The 17,733-nt window shown below is 49.4% G+C and carries 15 protein-coding genes; 9 read left to right on the top strand and 6 right to left on the bottom strand.

Features of this window, described 5'->3' with window-relative positions; all coding sequences use genetic code 11:
* Positions 1-87: 87 nt before the first annotated feature.
* Positions 88-1,146 carry a LacI family DNA-binding transcriptional regulator gene (locus JMI88_RS00530; RefSeq protein ID WP_201359807.1) on the bottom strand — a complete coding sequence of 353 codons (1,059 nt, stop codon included), beginning with the start codon at positions 1,144-1,146 and terminating at the stop codon, positions 88-90.
* 542 nt (positions 1,147-1,688) lie between these two features.
* Here JMI88_RS00530 and JMI88_RS00525 point away from each other — a divergent pair.
* The 4 genes from JMI88_RS00525 to JMI88_RS00510 are packed head-to-tail and all read left to right on the top strand — an operon-like array spanning position 1,689 to position 5,001.
* Positions 1,689-2,060, top strand: a complete 372-nt coding sequence (locus tag JMI88_RS00525) for a hypothetical protein (RefSeq protein WP_201359806.1) — start codon at positions 1,689-1,691, stop codon at positions 2,058-2,060.
* Positions 1,987-2,655, top strand: a complete 669-nt coding sequence (locus JMI88_RS00520; protein ID WP_201359805.1) for a carbohydrate ABC transporter permease — start codon at positions 1,987-1,989, stop codon at positions 2,653-2,655. The genes JMI88_RS00525 and JMI88_RS00520 overlap by 74 nt, the downstream gene beginning before the upstream one ends.
* A gap of 19 nt (positions 2,656-2,674) precedes the next feature.
* On the top strand, positions 2,675-3,568 hold the full coding sequence (locus JMI88_RS00515; RefSeq protein ID WP_201359804.1) for a carbohydrate ABC transporter permease: 894 nt from the start codon (positions 2,675-2,677) through the stop codon (positions 3,566-3,568).
* A gap of 59 nt (positions 3,569-3,627) precedes the next feature.
* Positions 3,628-5,001 (top strand): extracellular solute-binding protein, encoded by a 1,374-nt coding sequence (locus JMI88_RS00510; protein WP_201359803.1) that lies wholly within the window; start codon positions 3,628-3,630, stop codon positions 4,999-5,001.
* Positions 5,002-5,300: 299 nt separating this feature from the next.
* Here the strand turns inward: JMI88_RS00510 and JMI88_RS00505 are convergent, their stop codons facing one another.
* A complete protein-coding gene (locus tag JMI88_RS00505) occupies positions 5,301-5,519 on the bottom strand; it encodes a DUF2795 domain-containing protein (protein WP_201359802.1) in 219 nt (72 codons plus the stop codon).
* 380 nt (positions 5,520-5,899) lie between these two features.
* Here JMI88_RS00505 and JMI88_RS00500 point away from each other — a divergent pair, with 380 nt between their 5' ends.
* The 4 genes from JMI88_RS00500 to JMI88_RS00485 all read left to right on the top strand — a co-directional run bounded on the left by JMI88_RS00500 (position 5,900) and on the right by JMI88_RS00485 (position 10,403).
* Positions 5,900-6,472: a hypothetical protein gene (locus JMI88_RS00500; RefSeq protein ID WP_201359801.1), complete on the top strand. Its 573-nt coding sequence runs from the start codon at positions 5,900-5,902 to the stop codon at positions 6,470-6,472.
* Positions 6,469-8,919, top strand: a complete 2,451-nt coding sequence (locus JMI88_RS00495) for a peptidase domain-containing ABC transporter (RefSeq protein ID WP_201359800.1) — start codon at positions 6,469-6,471, stop codon at positions 8,917-8,919. The genes JMI88_RS00500 and JMI88_RS00495 overlap by 4 nt, the downstream gene beginning before the upstream one ends.
* 207 nt (positions 8,920-9,126) lie before the next feature.
* A complete protein-coding gene (locus JMI88_RS00490) occupies positions 9,127-9,615 on the top strand; it encodes a hypothetical protein (RefSeq protein WP_201359799.1) in 489 nt (162 codons plus the stop codon).
* A gap of 113 nt (positions 9,616-9,728) precedes the next feature.
* Positions 9,729-10,403, top strand: coding sequence for a class II aldolase/adducin family protein (locus JMI88_RS00485; protein ID WP_201359798.1), 675 nt, complete (start codon positions 9,729-9,731; stop codon positions 10,401-10,403).
* A gap of 37 nt (positions 10,404-10,440) precedes the next feature.
* Here the strand turns inward: JMI88_RS00485 and JMI88_RS00480 are convergent, their stop codons facing one another.
* Positions 10,441-11,397, bottom strand: a complete 957-nt coding sequence (locus JMI88_RS00480; RefSeq protein ID WP_201359797.1) for an amidohydrolase family protein — start codon at positions 11,395-11,397, stop codon at positions 10,441-10,443.
* A gap of 334 nt (positions 11,398-11,731) precedes the next feature.
* Here JMI88_RS00480 and JMI88_RS00475 point away from each other — a divergent pair, with 334 nt between their 5' ends.
* Positions 11,732-11,965: a hypothetical protein gene (locus tag JMI88_RS00475; RefSeq protein WP_201359796.1), complete on the top strand. Its 234-nt coding sequence runs from the start codon at positions 11,732-11,734 to the stop codon at positions 11,963-11,965.
* Between the two features lie 64 nt (positions 11,966-12,029).
* Here the strand turns inward: JMI88_RS00475 and JMI88_RS00470 are convergent, their stop codons facing one another.
* The 3 genes from JMI88_RS00470 to JMI88_RS00460 all read right to left on the bottom strand — a co-directional run bounded on the left by JMI88_RS00470 (position 12,030) and on the right by JMI88_RS00460 (position 17,650).
* A complete protein-coding gene (locus JMI88_RS00470; protein ID WP_201359795.1) occupies positions 12,030-14,771 on the bottom strand; it encodes an alpha/beta fold hydrolase in 2,742 nt (913 codons plus the stop codon).
* 194 nt (positions 14,772-14,965) lie between these two features.
* Positions 14,966-16,228, bottom strand: a complete 1,263-nt coding sequence (locus JMI88_RS00465; protein ID WP_201359794.1) for a glycosyltransferase family 4 protein — start codon at positions 16,226-16,228, stop codon at positions 14,966-14,968.
* Positions 16,229-16,342: 114 nt separating this feature from the next.
* Positions 16,343-17,650, bottom strand: coding sequence for an O-antigen ligase family protein (locus tag JMI88_RS00460; protein WP_201359793.1), 1,308 nt, complete (start codon positions 17,648-17,650; stop codon positions 16,343-16,345).
* Positions 17,651-17,733 lie beyond the last annotated feature (83 nt).

The following is a 17,733-nucleotide window of genomic DNA, read 5'->3' as shown; positions in this document are numbered from 1 at the left end:
TGAGTCTGGCTAAAAAATTGAGCAATGCTCGTTAGTTGGTGAATCTACAGTTTGCTGGTAAACTTTATAATAGAAGGAAACAACCTATTAGTATCTCAGCGTTTGTACTGAGTCTCGGATTACCAGATGGACATCCAAGATGTGATTCATATGAATAGCTTCGGGATTGCTGACACGAGCAATCAATGTTTGCACAGCTACTGCTCCCATAGCCTCTTTATGTACACGCATGGTGGTCAGTGATGGTGCTAAATGCTCTGCCAGATCAATATCATCGAAGCCCACTATAGAGAAATCTGCAGGCGCGTGCAAGTCCAGGCTACGCAAAGTTTTAATTACCCGGCTGGCAACTGGATCGTTGGCACAGAACAGTGCCCGTGGGGGGTTCACCAGCTCAAGGAAATTTTTACACACTGCTGTTATATCTTGATATGATTGATAGATAATCTGATTATCGATTGGTAGTCCCGCTTCCAGTAATGCATCCTGATAGCCTTTTTGACGCCAGATAAAAGAGTGAATAATATTGCTCGGGAAGTCTGTGGTGCTGTGCCCATTAACATAGGCAATGTGTCGATGACCCTGCTGAATGAGATAGCGTGTCGCCTGTTTGGCACCTTCATAGTTATCAGATAACACTGTATCAACTTTTTGTGTTAATCCTGATACATGGTTATCTACCAGCACAAGAGGCACATTCACCGCTTGAATGGTCTGGATTGTCTTTGCCTCAGAAGGACCAACCAATAGAATGCCATCCACTTCCAGTTCATGAATTTGCGCCTGCAAGCTGTATGAGGAGGCCTGATAATCGATGGCCTGATAAATAAGCTGGAGATTGGATTTGCGTGCTTCTGTCTCTGCACCATGTAGCACTCCAGCCCAGAATGGATCGCTAAGGGCCTGGCGTTGATTGAATTCGCTATAGCATAAAAGGAAACAGATTTTCTTAAGCTGTAGATCTTTTTGTTTAGATGAAGATTGACGGGTAGCGGTTTTAAAATATCCCAACTCTGCCGCCACCTGTAATACACGCTGCCTGACCTCTGCATTTATACTCTGGTGATTGTTGAGTGCTCTAGAAACAGTTGCGACCGATACCTCCGCAATCTGGGCGATGTCTTTGACTGTTACCGAACGCGTCACGTATTTTCTCCCTGCTGAAAATTACAGAAAACCTGGCTTATTGAGATTGATACCATGGCTAAAATAAAAAGTCAATGAATGCTTGTTTAAGGTGCAGAATACGTTCTACACATATTATATTACTCAAAATATTTTTCTCTGTCCTGAAAAATTCTTGTTATAACATAATTATAAGATTTTTTGCAGAAAAATAGCATTGACTTTTACAGAAAAATCATTATGATTACTTATATGCTTTACTATATCTTCGCTGTGTTCATGGTTTGGACACGCGAAATAAGTTTATGGTAGCTTCTCCTACTCATACAAACTTATGTGGCCTTTCTAGCCAGTCATTGAAGATGCGCTAATTAACGAAGGTAGGTGTATAATGCATAAAAAGTATCTCCATTTGCCCATCAGATTGATACCTCTCACTTCTTTTTGCCCATCCGCCCATACAATCCACTCTTTTAGCATGTCATCAGAAAATTAACTTTCTTGATGGCTCAAGCTTTTATGGCTGAAGTTTGTTTTGCAGCGTAAAAGGAGGTTGACTGAGCATGAGTACATCTGGTGTACAGGCTGTCGGCACCAACTCTAAGCAGGCCACAAGCGCCCAGAAGCAGGTGAGGCAGCAGAGTCACAAGAGTAAGCTAGAGGCTCGGGAAGCTCGGGATTTCTGGCTGTTGATCTCACCATGGGTGATTGGTTTTCTTTTTTTTTACCGGCGGCCCGGTGGTGGCATCGTTTATTTTAAGCTTTACCGATTACACAGGAACGTCTACCGCCCCAAATTTTATTGGCCTGCAGAATTATACATCCCTATTTGCGGATTCTATTTTCTTGAAATCGCTGGCTGTGACGGTATATTATGTGGTGCTATCGGTGCCGCTGGCGCTGGTGGGCTCACTGCTGCTGGCTCTGCTGCTTAATCAGCGCGTCCGTTTCCTGGGCTTATTTCGCACCATCTATTACATGCCAACCGTCATTGCTGGCGTCGCCATCTCCCTCTTATGGCAGTGGATTTTCAATCCCGATCTCGGTATCGCCAACTACATATTGAATATCCTTCACCTGCCATCATTGCTCTGGTTCCAGGATGAGGCTACAGTTATTCCTTCTTTTGTAATCATGAGCCTATGGGGATTAGGCGGTCCCATGATCGTATTTCTAGCGTCCTTACAGGGTATTCCTCCCGAACTATATGAGGCAGCAGCCCTCGATGGCTCCAATGGCTGGTATAAGTTCAGGTACATCACCATTCCCATGATCAGTCCTGCTATCCTTCTGAACCTGGTTACAGGTGTCATCGGAGCCTTCCAGGTTTTCGTACAGGGATATGTGATCACACAGGGCGGACCCAACTTTGCCTCCGAGTTTTACGTACTCTATCTATTTAACAACGCCTTCCAGTACTTTAAATTTGGCTATGCTGCCAGCCAGGCATGGATTCTGTTTGTAATTATCCTGGCATTAACGATTGCGCTGCTGCAGGCCAGTCGGCGCCTGGTGTACTACGAAGCCTAGTGAAAGAGAGAGTAACTATATGTCATCGCAAGTAACACAGGTAGAATCTGCCAGGAAAAGTGCACTGTTACGCAAGCGTATCAACAAGGTTATCATCTACGCCTTGCTTATTTTCTTTGCCATTCTCTTCTTGATACCGGTTGCCTGGATGTTGTCAACGGCGCTGAAATCGCTGGCGGATGTCAGCGCATTTCCGCCCATTATCATTCCTAATCCACCGCTGTGGTCAAACTTTGTGACAGCACTAACGGCTGTACCCGTTTTTCAGTACATGGGAAACTCAGCGGCCTATTGTTTGCTCACCATTATTGGAGATATACTCTCCTCTTCGCTGGTGGCCTACGCCTTTGCCCACGTACGTTTCAAATATCGCGAAATCGTCTTTATTTGCGTGCTCGCGACCATGATGATTCCGTACGAAGTATTGATCATCCCTCAATTCCTGTTGTTCCGCTCACTGGGCTGGATCGACACCTATCTCCCATTGATTGTGCCCACCTTCTTTGGTAGTCCCTACCTGATCTTTTTGTTGCGCCAGGCTTTCCGTGGTATTTCGCGCGACGTCGTGGAGGCCGCCAAACTGGACGGAGCCAATCACCTGGTAATCTGGTGGCAGATCATCCTCCCATTGTCCAAGCCTGCCCTGGCGGCTGTCGCCATTTTCTCCTTTATGTTCCATTGGAACGACTTGATGGGTCCATTGATATACCTGAATACAAACGAGTTGTACCCAATCAGCCTGGGATTATCCCAGTATACGGCTGCTTACGGTACCACCGCATGGAATATATTGATGGCCGCCTCACTGGTCGCGGTAATTCCCTGCATTGTTGTCTTTTTCTTCTCGCAGCGCTACATCATCCAAGGGATTGTCGTGGCCCGACCCGGTTCGGATAAGCAGCAATGGAGATGAGCAAATTTGCAAGGTAAGCAAGTACGGACGTGTCAAGTTCCGATTAAGTGAGGTGATCAATGCTTAAATGGTTAAGCAGAACGCTCATACTGGGTGTATTTCTCTGTCTGGTTATCCTGGTCAACACCGGCTGTAGCGTGCTGGGTATTAATGCTAAAGCCTTCTCTGGCGGGACCACAGTGACGTGGCTGGTACGAACTGATGTCAATATTAACCCCTGGGAATACAAGGCTGTCGATGAGTTTGAGGCTACGCATCCCAATATTCATATCAAGCTGGTTCTGGTTCCTTCGGGTGCTAACTTCGACCAGAAACTGGTGACGATGCAGGTTGGATGGGAACCTGCCGATGTTTTTTCCACCTGGGGCAATAATAGCTGGGCCGATGAGGTTTATCGTAACTTTGCCGCTGACCTGACCCCTTATATTAAGGCCAGCAATTTTTCCTTCAATGGTATGAATCAGCAATTACTGGATCAATATAGTGTCAACGGCCATGTCTATGCTATTCCATTCGCGACGGGCGGTAGCTACACCTACTACAATGTAGATATGTTCAAGAAGGCCAATTTACCTATGCCGCCAACCAACTGGGATGATCCCAACTGGACGTGGGATACCATGCTGAAAGATGCCCAGGCTATGACGGTGCATGGTAGATCTTTGAATGATCGTCAATATGGCATGAGTGATGACCTATGGCCAGAAAACGCTAATGCAATGCTCTTTGGTGGTGACTATTTTCAGGCGTCCACTTATAAGGATGGCGTTGTTTCAGCCACCACTGCGACTGATCCAATTGTTGAGAAATCGGTGCAGTGGAAACGCGACCTGATGTATAAATATCAAATCGCGCCGCTACCTGCCGATGCCAGCCTGCTCAATGGATTTCTGAGCGGTAAAGTGGGTATGTCTATGACTGGTGTGTGGGGATTTTGGGCGAACAAACCAGCCACCTTCCATTGGGCGGTTGCTCCTTTGCCACACTTTAGCAATGACACCAAAGATGTCTTGTTTACCGATCCCTGGATGATGTCGAAGGATTCCAGGCATCCAAAGGAGGCCTGGACGTTTATCCAGTGGTTATGTGATCCCGCTCATGGCGCGAAATCCTATATGGAGGCGTCCGGGGCCGTTCCTCCGTGGTCGCAATTGCTGCCAGAGTGGGCAGAAAATACACATAAGATTATGCCCTCGCTATCTAAAGATCAGCTGATTCAGCTGGCCCAGGGATCGCTGGATCACGGCCGGGAATCGATCAACCACCTGGCGATCAGCTATGGCCAGTTTGATAGTGTCATTTCCAATGTGTTATCGCCCGTCTATAGTACTGGCAAAGTCGATCCGGCTACGGCCATGAAGGATGTGCAGCAGCAGTTGCAAGAGACCATCCAGAAAGTTGGACCGGTCAAGCCGCTGTCGGCTTCACATTGATAAAGATAGAAGTGTCTGACTCCCACGCCCATCGTGGTCTCTTCGCCTCACACTACGCTCCTGCGGAGCTCAAAAGAGGTTTTTATGTTGGTGCAAAAAGTGCGCGCAGCGCACTTTTTGCACCAACATAAAAAGAATTGGGAGCGTCAGCGTCCCCAGACTGGCGCATAACATGATTCCCATGATTATGGGAGTCTGGCACTCAGCATAGATGGATATATCAAAGGTGCCTGGCAGATGCAAAATTGTATCTATCAGGCACCTTTTTTAGAAAAAACGGAAACAGTGGCGTGCGTGTATTAGTTACGGCTGGCTTTTGACTCATTACAGATTTGCTGCCAATCGCGGTTCACTTCATTGACCGAGCGATAGTGCAGGTTAGGCAACTTATTCAACTGACGGCAGATTTGCTCGTCAGCACCCTGTTTGCGGGCACAATTGACAATTTCTGCTCGTTGAACCGGAAATTTTAAACCTTGCATGTACCGTTCAATATTCATTGACTCTTCTTTAGGCATGTTAAAAAATCTCCTTAGCGTTCAGGCCTCTATCTAAAGAGCTGAACAATTTCTACGGTTAGTAGACATAAGGCACACTGAAGCAGCTTCGTCGCTGAAGCTGTTCATTTGCGCTGTAGAAAAAAAGCATAGGTATAGGACTATTCAGTCTTTACTTGCTTTTTAATCCTTGTCTGTCTTGCTACTAATAATGTTCGGCCTGATTGACATTTACTGAAGAGGGAGCGTGTGTTCAGTGAAAATACATATTTCTATCTATTGACGCGAGATGTAGAAAAGCATTAGTGTTGTAGGATATTAATTGCTTAAAAACTGACATGCCGGGCGTTTATAGAACAAAGCATTGTTGGGAAATATCTAGCAGAGGGAAGGGATAGGGCATGTCTACCAGGCCTTCTCCATATCGTGAGCGTGCATTAAAGTATTATTCGCAGCAGCAGCAGCAAGAAACAGTATTGCCGCGCTTGATTTCTTTGCGCACGGCCGCCGTGCTATGGGGCGCGCTGGCCGTATTGTTAGTCGCGGTGGTGGTTTCCTGGTTTGGTCAGATTCCACTTTTCGCTACCACTTCGGGTATTGTGCTGGGACAGAAGACGGCTCGAGAAGCTGCAGGTATGTACATTTTTATACCGGCCAGTCAGTTGAATGTGGTACAGGTGGGCATGCCTGTGCGCGTCCATGTTGGGATCAACGGACCTGATTTCACGACGACGGTGGAGAGTGTAACGCAGAAGGTGCTGGCGCCAGCCGATATACGCCAGCAGTTTAATCCAGGAAGCAATGGTTGGAGCGTAGTCCAGGAGCCATCAATTGTAGCCAGGATCAAAATGGTTCCAGCGCTATCGTTGAAGGCATTTGCAGGAAGTGTTATAAGCGCTCAAATACAGGTGGGGACCCGACCTGTGCTGGCGTTGATTCCTGGCATTGGTCAATTTGTGAGGGGGACTAAGTGAGCAATAAAGCTAATGATCTGGATGCCTCGATTTTGCAATCTGGCAAGCGCCGCTCTGCCTACCTGGCGGATTTACGGGATCCAAATCAGCCGATTGCGCCTGAAGTACAGGATTTGATGGACCATCGTGAGAAAACGATGATGACCCAGGCATTTTTTCTACAGGCGGCAATGGCTCGTGACCAGGACCAGGGGCAGGTTGCGGTTCAGGCTCCTCCTCAAGTGCAAACTCCTCCACCTACTCCCAAAGTGGAGGTTCCAGCCGCACCGACGAAAAGATATAGGCATAAGCGCCGGGTTCCTCCTTTGCAGCAAATGGAGGCAGTAGAGTGTGGGGCGGCTTGTCTGGCGATGATCATGAGCTACTATCGGCGCAAGACCACTGTTGCTGAGATGCGAGAGTTTTGTGGCGTGGGGCGCGATGGCCTTACTGCGCTGGCTCTGGTAAAGTCTGGCCGGGCCTTTGGTTTAAAGGTACGAGCCATCTCTCTCCAAGAGAATGACTTCAGCAATGTCAAGCTTCCCGCGATCGTCCACTGGGAATTTAACCACTTCCTGATCGTTGAGCGCTGGACCCCTGATGCTGTGCAACTGGTAGACCCTGCCAGCGGGCGGCGTAGTGTGACTGGAGAAGAGTTCGACCGCAGCTTTACTGGCATCGTGATTATGATGGAGCCGGGGCCGGATTTCTCGACGGAAACGGCACCACTGCAGCGTGTAAACTTGCGTGCATATATAACACGCTACCTGGGACTGGCTCCGGGCGCGATGGGGCAGATCCTGCTGGCCTCGCTGTTATTGCAGGTCTTTGGCCTGGTGGTGCCAATCTTTACCGAGATCGTAGTGGACCAGATTCTGCCTTTGAAGTTACGTGATGGTCTGACCCTGGTGAGTATTGGCCTCCTGCTGCTTATTATTTCACAGACTGTCACCACTCTGTTGCGCGCCACCGTGTTAGCGTATCTGCAGGCACGGCTGGACATGGAAATGATGCTCAATTTTTTTGATCATCTGCTTAAGCTGCCCTTACGCTTCTTTCAACAGCGTTCCAGCGGCGATATTATCTCACGATTGAGCAGCAACCTGGTGATTCGCGATGCCATCGGTAATCAACTCATCTCCACGGCCCTGGACGGAGTGTTTGTGCTGGTCTACTTTTTTATCCTGTTAACCGCCTCTCCCTTTATCGCCTTTATTGTGCTTTTGATTGGCGCGCTACAAGGAGTGTTATTGCTCTGGACCGCTCGCCCAGTGCACGAGCTGGCGCGGCGGGAACTGATTGCCAGCGGCAAAGCCCAGGGCTACTTCACAGAGGTCCTCAAAGGGATCATCTCGTTAAAGGCGGCGGGTGCTGAACAGCGGGCTCGTAGCACCTGGTCCAATTTCTTTTTTGAACAAATGAATGTATCTGCCCGGCGCAACTACATCTCCTCAATCATCTCAACCGCTATGGGTTCCCTTTCTTCGCTGGCCCCATTTTTATTGCTCTGGGTAGGTACAGTTCAGGTGCTCAATAATCAATTGTCCGTTGGCACGATGCTGGCCCTGAATGCGCTGGCCATCGCTTTCCTGACACCACTGTCTTCCTTGATTAACAGCGCACAGACCTTGCAGTATATTCAGGCTCATCTTGAGCGTATCTCGGATGTGATGGATGCCATACCGGAGCAGGACGTGACGGCGGTCAAGTTGCCGCCACGCTTATATGGTAGCGTACGCCTGGAAGGCGTGTCCTTTCAATATGATCCAAACTCGCCTCCTGTTTTGAAAAACATTTATGTCAATATTGCCGCCGGCCAGAAAATAGCGCTGGTAGGTAAATCAGGATCAGGCAAGACGACGCTGGGCAAGTTAATGCTTGGCCTGTATCTACCAACCGAGGGCGAGATTTTTTATGATAATATCCCGCTCAGCGCGATGAATTATCAGGCGGTACGCTCGCAATTTGGAGTCGTCATGCAAGAGGCCAACATCTTCAGCGGCTCGGTGCGGCAAAATATCGCTTTCAATGATCCCTCGATGAGTATGGAGCGCGTGATTAAAGCCGCCCAGATCGCCTCGCTGCACGATGATATTATGCGTATGCCAATGGAATACGAGACCTTTGTCTCGGAAGGCGGTAGTGCAATGTCTGGCGGCCAGCGCCAGCGCATTGCACTGGCGCGAGCGATCGCTACCGCTCCCGCCATTTTAATGCTGGACGAAGCCACCAGTAGTCTGGATGTAGTCACCGAAGCGGCAGTCGAGCGCAACCTGCGCAAGTTCGCCTGTACGCAGATCATCATTGCCCATCGCTTAAGCACCATTCGCAACGCCAATCAGATCCTGGTTCTAGATCAAGGCAAAATTATCGAGCGTGGCACACATCGCGAACTCTCAAGCCTGGGTGGCTTCTACTCCACATTGATTCAGAGCCAGTTGGAGAGTGGCGAAATCAAAAGTGATTGATGCTGGCGTTTTGTGAATAAAAGCTACAGAATGGTGAATATTAGTGCAGGCTATACTAATATCTACCATTCTAGAACTTTTTATATTATTATTATTTTAAGGCCGATGTACTTTTTAGCCCTATATACTTCTTGAAAGCGTAAAACCTATCAAGCCACCTGGCTAACCCTCTGGTTTTATCTAGCAAGCTAGAGAGGATAACATGCAATGAAATACTCTTTTCGTGGCTTCTCCTCTCCACTGGGAGCAAGAAACTCTAAATCTCTCGGTGGGGCACCCGACGAACTCGATCGATGGATGGTGCGTTGTCGACTCAGCATGTTTAAAGCCATATACCGTCTGCGACAGCATCGTTGGCGTGTCGCAGGTATTTTGCTTATTTTCTGCCTGCTTGCAACGGTCTGGCTGCTCCCGATGCCAGATGAAACTGAAGCCGTACAGACTATCCATAATCGTGAGACCACATTGATGACTGGTCTGCAAAAGATATGTGATCATCCGCAGCAGGTGTTCCAACATTTTGGCTATCCGCTCACAAAGGTACCAGATAAAAGTACATTATCTCTGCTGCCGACTTCTGCTGAAATGCAGTTGCGGAAGCAGGGTGATATGACCTATGATCCGGCCAAAGATATTTTATGTACTGTAGGGGGGACAGGTATTTATACACGATATGTGCAACACACAAAAAACTGAACATACTTCAATCTTACCACTATTCTTTTGCTTAGTTTGGCAAATACTTGTTCCTGCGTTATGTTTAGGATCGAAGAAGAGAGCAGGAAACAATAAGGATTGAGAGGGATGAAATGGCATCATTAAGCTATAGCGAGGTGCGAGAGCAGGTGATTGGAGCGGCCCGCCGCCTTACGCAAGCGGGTGCACTTTCTCGCAGTGGACATGGTAATATGAGCGTTCGCTTGCCAGGGGAAGATCTCATGTTGATTACCTCGATCAGCCATATCGCTCATTTGCTGCCCGAACAACTGGTAGTGGTAACTTTTGATGGTGAGATCGTCGAGGGCGAGCTAGATCCAACGACGCGCGAGATTGTTGGCATGCATGCTTGCGTCTATCGTGAGCGCCGGGATGTGCATGCCGTTATCCATACCCATTCGCCCCGCGTAACCAGTTTTGCCCTGGCCAACCAGCCACTCCCCTGTGTTTATGAGGCCATGTTACGTTTTGGGATCGTTGAGGATATTCCGGTGGCTGATTGGGCGCCTCGCGGTTCTGAGGAGTCGATCAACAATATTGTGGCGCAGTTGCGCGCCCATCCTCTGGTTCCTGCCGTCTTGTTGGGGAATCATGGCCTGCTAGCGTTTAGCCGAGACATCCAGGCCGCAACGCAGTTGATCATTATTATGGAAGAAGCAGCCGAGATGACGCTGGATGCGCGCTCCATTGGTGGTGAAAAGCCCTTCCCTGCCGATGCGCTGAAGCGAGAGCGTCAGCATATGCAACGCTTTGGCTCTCTCTCCTAGCGGATTGCGTTCGTTGGAACCCTGAAAGAAGAACTGCTCAGTTTGCGCCTGGCGTGAGCAGCCGTTCTGTATTGCCACTAAGCACGGCCGCTTTTTGTGCTTCGGTCAGATTTAGATTGGCCAGTAGCTCGTCAACGCGTCGGCGGGTTGTGATTGGCATAATTGGCCAATCGCTGCCGATGAGAAGATGTTCAGGGCCCAGCAGATCCAGAACGAAGCGCAGTGTTGGGAGATCAAAGCCCATCGTGTCAATATACAGGTTTTTGCGTGCAATAGCTGGCGCCGAACCTTTCCAGCCGTCATCATGGATATATTCCTGTTCGGCTATGCCGGCGAAGATAAGAGCCGCCACTCCGATCATGGGCAGGACAACTTTCAGGCGGGGATATTTGTCTAGAATACCGCTACGCAGCAGTGTCAGGATGCTGGCCGCGTTCTCTGTGCCTCGGGCCAGAAGCGTGCCTGTGTGGCCTATATGTGCCAACCGCTCTGTAAGTCCCGATGGACTAACTGGATGGATAAAGATAGTTATGTCCAGTTCGGACGCGGTTTCAAATACCGGGCGCACTTGTGGGGCGTTCAGATAATGGCCACCCTGTGAACAATCGATACAAATACCAGATAGATGCAGTTCTTTTATTGCGCGTACAACCTCACGGGCCGCCGCTTTACCCTGAAAGGCATCGATGGTTGCCAGTCCGAGCAAGCGCTGTGGATAGCGTGCCACCAACTCAGCTATCTGATCATTGATGCGCTCCATCAAAACCATTGGTAGCTGCTCGACCGGTGAAACGATCGTGCTGGCTGGCGCACTAATCACTTTAGCATCGATACCAGCCACATCCATGGCAGCCAGTTGAGCATCGATATTCGTAAGAAGAGGCCAGGCACGTGCAATGCTGCTCGATCCTTGTGGTGTAGGCAGAGGCAGCCAACCCTCATCATAATAATGACTGTGGAAATCAATCAGGCGAGGCGGGTCCTGTGAATGCATAGACAAATCCTTATTTCTGATAGTCTTTTACAAAAATTGTTCTTCTGTTATAGCATGCTTTCTTGTGCATTTCAATGGATATTTTTATGCATAATTTATGTGTTTTTTGACCAATTATTATGTTCCTCAACGATCAGATTCAAAATATGGCTGATACCTGTTATCTCCTCCATGATTTTTGAGTGTTTCGGGAAAATTTTGAACAAATATTGAGCCTTTTTCCATTACCCTTAGAGTGCGCCTGAATGCCATACTTTTCGCGCTTGCGGCCCCTGACGCTACGCGCCTGTGGTGCTCAAAAGGTCTTATAATAGCTAGAGCTATTATAAAGGCTGTGCCGCCAATTACGACTCTGCGCTTGATCCCTTTGAAGGCTGACGACCAATCGTTTGGCGTACTATGCCTGAGAATTGTCAACCCCATATCCTGGTTTGCCTCGCTGGAGCGCATGGATAAAGATCTAGCTCGCTCTGGCTCACAGGTCTCTTTTTTCTGGACCTTCTGTGAGCAGGCGGCATCACTACTTGAACGTGTCCATTTACGCTCCGTTGTTCAGCACCGCTCCTAAGCCGGTCATCCGGGGTGGTGTGCCCGCTGCTGCAACTATGCGGTCCCGTTCTGTGCGCTGGGAATTAGCGTTTGCTGCGACGCGGCTGCGAAGCGACCATATCTGGTAACGCCAGTGCTTCCGGCGGCCATTGTGCCTTGATGAACTGTATGACTGCTGGCATAAAAACCTCAGGACTTTCTAGCCAGGGATAATGGCCAACGTCCGGTATAGTTAAGAGGCGACTATTAGGAAGGATCTGCGCCCATTCTGTGGAAGAAGAAAGTGGCACAAGATCTTCTGCGCCATGGATGACCAGGGTGGGGATCCTGAGGTTAGCGACCAGCGCACGCCAGTCCCAGTCGCCGATTGAGCGGGCGAAGATGTCAAAGAAGGTTGAGATGGCATCTGGCCATTCATTGGGTGAGACCCAGGGATCGCTTTTCATGTTAGCGATAGCGGCCGGCTTGCCCATCTGGCGTGGCAGGCGGGTGGCCTTGATATATTCGCGGTTATAGGTGCCAGGATCTGTTTTGTCAACGCCTTGCTTGAGCATTTCCTCTAATCGCTTGATCGCTTTGGGGTTCAGGCGTTTATCTGGATCTAGCTTGCGCGGATCCTCATATTTGCCACAATGCAGCGCCATTGGCGTCACCAGGATTAAGGCTTTGACATACTCTTGATGTTGCAGACTGTATAGGGCTGTGATACTGGCCAGGTAGGACCATCCAAGCAGCGCGCAGTGCTGCACATTGAAGTGCTGGCGTATGGCCTCCAAATCACTGATGTCCTGTTGCATCCCAATCTGGGCGGCAGAGGTAATAGCGCTAGATTTGCCACGACCGCGTTGGTCGTAGAAGATCAGGGTATATTCCTGCGCCAGCGCTGTCAGATCAGCGGCAAGCCAGCTCGCCGCTGGAATAATCATCGTCTGTGGTTTATCTCCGACCACTTTATAGTACAGACGTGCACCTTCCTCGATCTGCAGGTATCCCTCGGGCTCGCGCTTTCCTATCGCTGGCAGCGGCAATGTGTCCATGATAGCGATTTCTTGTGCCTGCTTTTGTTGTTGTCTGCTCGCACCTTTCAGGACATCTATTTTTCGGTTGGGAGAGGTAGATTTGTTGCGTGGTTTGAGCAGTTTCTTCTCTGGCGGTGATAGAGGGGCTGGTTTTTCTGGCTGCTTTTTGGACTGAGGATCACCTGGCTGGTTATGGTAATAGCGAGTGGGCAGATCGTGGGCATGAAGCTTGTGTTTATTGATAATACAGCCCAATACCCGGATCCCCAACTGCTCTAACTGCTGTTGAACGCGCTGGATACTTTTCTTGCGCGCCTTCGTAATATCAACCACCACTAACACCCCATCGACTTTAGGTAAAAGGATGGTGGCGTCCGACAAACCTAACAGGGGTGGCGTATCAAAAATAATCGTATCAAAATCGCTCTGATCGAGCTCCGCCATAAATTGATCCACGGCCTTTGAATCCAAGAGCTCTGGTGGATTGGGAGGTAGCGGGCCGCTGGGCATCACCAGCAAATTGGGAATATTGCCAGTGTGCAGATAGTCTTTGAGAAGGCTATTCTTGCCCGTACTGATTTCTTCCAGGATGGTGGCGAAATTTTTGGGACTGGCCTGCGCCGTTTCATAATGCGAGATAGCAGAGCTGAAGCCTCTTTGATCGGGTGGCAGGTGAAATTTTTTCGCCAGGGTCGGACGGCGCAGGTCGGCATCGATCAACAGGGTCTTTTTGTTGGCCCGAGCCATAAATATTGCCAGGTTAGCCGTGATGGTGCTCTTACCATCCTGTGGAGTAGCACTGACAACCATCACCGTGCGGGTGGGTTTGTGCGCCTGAAAGAGACCAATGTTGGCGCGCAAGAGACGATAGGCCTCACTATTAGGACTCTGATCAGCGGGCAGCAGCAATTCCGCTTGCTTGCGTTCTTTTTTCTTTCTGACAGCAGATTCTTTCCAGATTGTAGTGAGTAGCGGCCAATCGACCAACTGCATCAGGTCTTCTTCGCTATATATGCGCGCATCGCAGAGTTCAAGGAATAAAATGAGCAGCAGTCCAGATAGGAGTCCGCCGCTCAGGCCCAGCACTGTATTCAGGCGTACATCTGGTTGGGCTGGTTGATCTGATGGTTGAGCTGGCTGCACGACATGCAAGAAGGTACTGCCCTGAGCATCCGCCAGTTCAATCTGGACTATGAGTGACTGCAACTGATTGTAGTGTAAATATAGATCTTTTGCCTGCTCATCGAGGGAGTGCAACTCCAGATCTTTCGTTTTATCATTCACCAGTTTAGCGCGCTGTGCCTCTATATCATCGATGTGGGCACGAGTTTGTTTTAGGTCAGATTGTATTTGTTGCAGCGATACAGTTTTATTTTGCTGCATGAGCGCAACCTGCTGCTTGATCAAGGTACTGGCGATGTCATTGGCGATAGCCGCCGCACGTCTGGGATCGGAATCCAAAACATGAATGCTGAAGAGCTGGGTGCCGGATTGTGGCGTGATGTTGATGTTGCTGGTCAGTTGCTCCGGCGTGAGATTGGGATAGCGTGATGCGACTTCACGCAGCACAGGCATGCTGCCAGCCAGTTGGGCCTGCGTCTGCACCAATTGATCACTGGCCTGCTGGCCAGTAATATCTACCTGGTTGGTAGTCGAGTGCAGCACGATCTGGATGATTGCTGTGGACTCATAGCGTGGAATGATCAGTTCACTAGCGGTAAATGCTCCCAACCCTACGGCCAGAAAGCATAATGCAATCAATTTCCACCGCTTACGTAGCGCATGTACATACTGGTGAATTGTCATGAAGCGAGCCTTTCCATGTGTATGATGGCTTGCCAGCCTGGGGGCCTCTGGACCCCAAAAATATTTTTCTTTGGTGGCGCAACACGGTCGCTGTGCGACCGTGTTGCGCCACCAAAGAAATAATAAATAGCTCGGGCGCGTATGCGCCCGCCCGCAAGGGGGCACTTTGTTCCCCAGTGTACTGGGAAGCAAAGCTACACTTTTCGAATATGTTCGGTATGGGAATTATGTATAAACGGCAAAGGCGTCTCTGCATCATATAGCTCGGAGATACCTGGCAGGGCCGCGTAGAGCTGGTTAAGAACGGCTACAGCACTCGCCCAGCTGTAATGATTGATGACAAATTTGCGGCCCTGTTCTCCCAGCGCCCTGGCCAGAAAGGGATAATTGAGCAATGTCAGCACAGCTTCCGCATAGGACTGCGGACCTTCGGCGACGAGCAGGTGTTGGCCGTGGAGTGTGCCCAGCGCCCGACTACAGCGGGGTGTCGTCACGACCGGAGTTTCCATCGCCAGGGCCTCCAGTATATTGAACTGAGGACCGCTAGCGACCAGTAGCGGAGCCAGGGCAACCGTCGCCTGATCCAGATATGGACGCACATCCGGCACATAGCCAGTCACTGTAATCCGCCCATCATCTTCTAGTGCTTGAATGGCCAGAGGAGGATTAGGACCCACAATCGTCAAAGTGGTTTCTGGTTTCTGCTGCCAGATCAACGGCAGAATGTGCTCACAGAAATGCAGGATCGCCTGAACATTGGCGCATTTATCCAGATGGCCGCAGAAAACCAGCGCATTGGAATGGTTGGGTCGAGACTGCCGTGGTTTGAAATAATCGATATCCACGCAATTACGAACCACCTTGATATTATGCCACCGCCCCATCAGCAAGCCCAGGCGGTCCCGATCCGATGCGTCGGCGATCACGATTTGCTCAAGCTGTTCCAATGCCGATTGTTCAAAGTGGCGCATCCTCTGCCATGCGCTGTAGGTGAACCATTTTTTTAGCGGATGATGCAGCGTATCCAGTTTTTGCTGTAGCTGCCAGGAGGAGCAATTGACAGCATCATAAACAACTGGCACCTGTATTTCCTCACGGAGAGTATTAAGAGCAGGGACCACGGCGGCGACTTCCGCATGGATAAGGTCGATCCTTTGGCGCTGGATAACCTCTTTGAGGCATTGAATAATTATGACGGACCGATATGAAGCGATGTTCAAAGGGATGCGGGTTGGAAGTGCCCGCAGACGATTGATACATATCTGCCACTTTGAATGAGGCACCAGATCTATAGAGACGCAATAGGGCTCAATCTCTTTTAATAATGTCAGCTCATTCTGATCCATGAGTAACGAGACCAGAGATATGTCATGCTCTTTCGAGAGCTCCTTGAGCAAATTAATTGAGCGTGCCTGAATGCGCGAAGGCACCTGCGGGGTAAAGAACAAGATGCGCATAATAGTCAATCCTTAGCTACACCAGAAGATGGATTACTTATTTTGTTTACTTATGATTATTGTACAGTGCAGCATAAAAGTTATAATTAGTTATTTATCAAATTTCTGGATGCGTTATGAGAGTGGCTTTTTTTCCGTTTGTAGTTGTTTTTGGGGACCAGATAAAGGTTTAGGTAGCACTGGATGCGTGCCAGCGGTTTCCCATTTGGGTAAGGTGAGCACGATGCCCAGTAGAAACCAGTGATACGAGGCAAGGATCTGGGTTGCCGTTCCATTCGCGTTAGTGACCGAGGGAAGGAATGAGTCGCCGCTGACACTCAGTATAAGCAGGGTTACGTAGTAGCCCAGATAGGATAGTGTGATGGCTTTTCCCGCCGCAGTTGCGGCCTGCTTGAAGCGCCGCAGACTAATATAACCGATCGCAATTACCATCCACAACAGACAGAGGATGCCCTGCAGGCCCATTTCTACCAGAACCTCCAAAAACTGATTATGCGCCCCTCCTTCGGCATCCGCACCATAAGCACTGACCACAAACTGGTAGTTGCCAGCCCCGATACCCAGCCATGGATAGCGTTGCCAGATGCTGAAAGCCTCTTGCCACCTGAGCAGGTAGTCAGTGCTATTGTTTTGAACTGGAATAATCGTGTTAAGTATGATTGGTATCAGCAACGGCAGCAGGATAGCCAGGATAAGTGGGAGCACACCGATGTTTTTGTAGCGCAGGCCGAGCGTCATCATACTTGAAATACATAGTGTAATCCAGGCTGTGCGCTCAAAGGAAAGTATTGTTGCCAGTATTAGAATGAGCGTCACCAGCCACCAGCAGCAGGCCGCTACACGCTGACGTGCATACAGGGCTTGCCCCAGGGCGATACACACAAAGAAAACAAGCTGTGTGCCAGTTACGCCGGTAACCATGCTAAATGTCGATGGTCGCTGGCTGGTTAGGATCATTAGCTGGATATAATGTTCAAGCGGAGTAGTCCAGATAACGACCAGGGCATAGACTACGCCCAGAACCGCATAGGCGATGATGATCCGCCGCACATCGCGCACGTGTTGGATAAACTGCGGTGTGGCGATCAGCACTACAGGTAACCCAAAGAGCAGCAGCATCTCCGCAATATTTAATAGTGTCCACGCGACGTGCGTGTGTGGAAATGTACCGCTTATACTGACTGCAGGATTAAGCCTGGAGTATATAATCGAGACAAATCCTAGCAAAATCAAGAGCATGGCGGGCAGCAAAATATGTGCTGGAAGCAACGCGGCGCTGGGCCTGGTTTTAGTATTGATACTGCGTAGCAGGCCAACTATCAAAAACACTGTAAATACAATATTGCCCACAAACAGACGGAAAGGAAGGCCGCCTGGTGCCAGTGGGAAAGCGATGCTAGGGGCCGCAATCAATAGATACAACGGAATTATCCAGTGATGGGGCTGACTGCTCTTGTATATTCTCATTCTTTTGTATCTGGCGTGTTCTTCAGACATAGAGTGCC

The organism is Dictyobacter formicarum (assembly GCF_016587435.1).
This window is presented reverse-complemented; position numbering and strand designations above follow the sequence as displayed.

Coding starts and splice junctions, on each gene's coding strand:
- JMI88_RS00525 (WP_201359806.1), top strand. CDS start 1,689: ATGAGTACATCTGGTGTACAGGCTGTCGGCACCAACTCTAAGCAGGCC.
- JMI88_RS00515 (WP_201359804.1), top strand. CDS start 2,675: ATGTCATCGCAAGTAACACAGGTAGAATCTGCCAGGAAAAGTGCACTG.
- JMI88_RS00510 (WP_201359803.1), top strand. CDS start 3,628: ATGCTTAAATGGTTAAGCAGAACGCTCATACTGGGTGTATTTCTCTGT.
- JMI88_RS00505 (WP_201359802.1), bottom strand. CDS start 5,519: ATGCCTAAAGAAGAGTCAATGAATATTGAACGGTACATGCAAGGTTTA.
- JMI88_RS00500 (WP_201359801.1), top strand. CDS start 5,900: ATGTCTACCAGGCCTTCTCCATATCGTGAGCGTGCATTAAAGTATTAT.
- JMI88_RS00490 (WP_201359799.1), top strand. CDS start 9,127: ATGAAATACTCTTTTCGTGGCTTCTCCTCTCCACTGGGAGCAAGAAAC.
- JMI88_RS00485 (WP_201359798.1), top strand. CDS start 9,729: ATGGCATCATTAAGCTATAGCGAGGTGCGAGAGCAGGTGATTGGAGCG.
- JMI88_RS00480 (WP_201359797.1), bottom strand. CDS start 11,397: ATGCATTCACAGGACCCGCCTCGCCTGATTGATTTCCACAGTCATTAT.
- JMI88_RS00470 (WP_201359795.1), bottom strand. CDS start 14,771: ATGACAATTCACCAGTATGTACATGCGCTACGTAAGCGGTGGAAATTG.
- JMI88_RS00465 (WP_201359794.1), bottom strand. CDS start 16,228: ATGCGCATCTTGTTCTTTACCCCGCAGGTGCCTTCGCGCATTCAGGCA.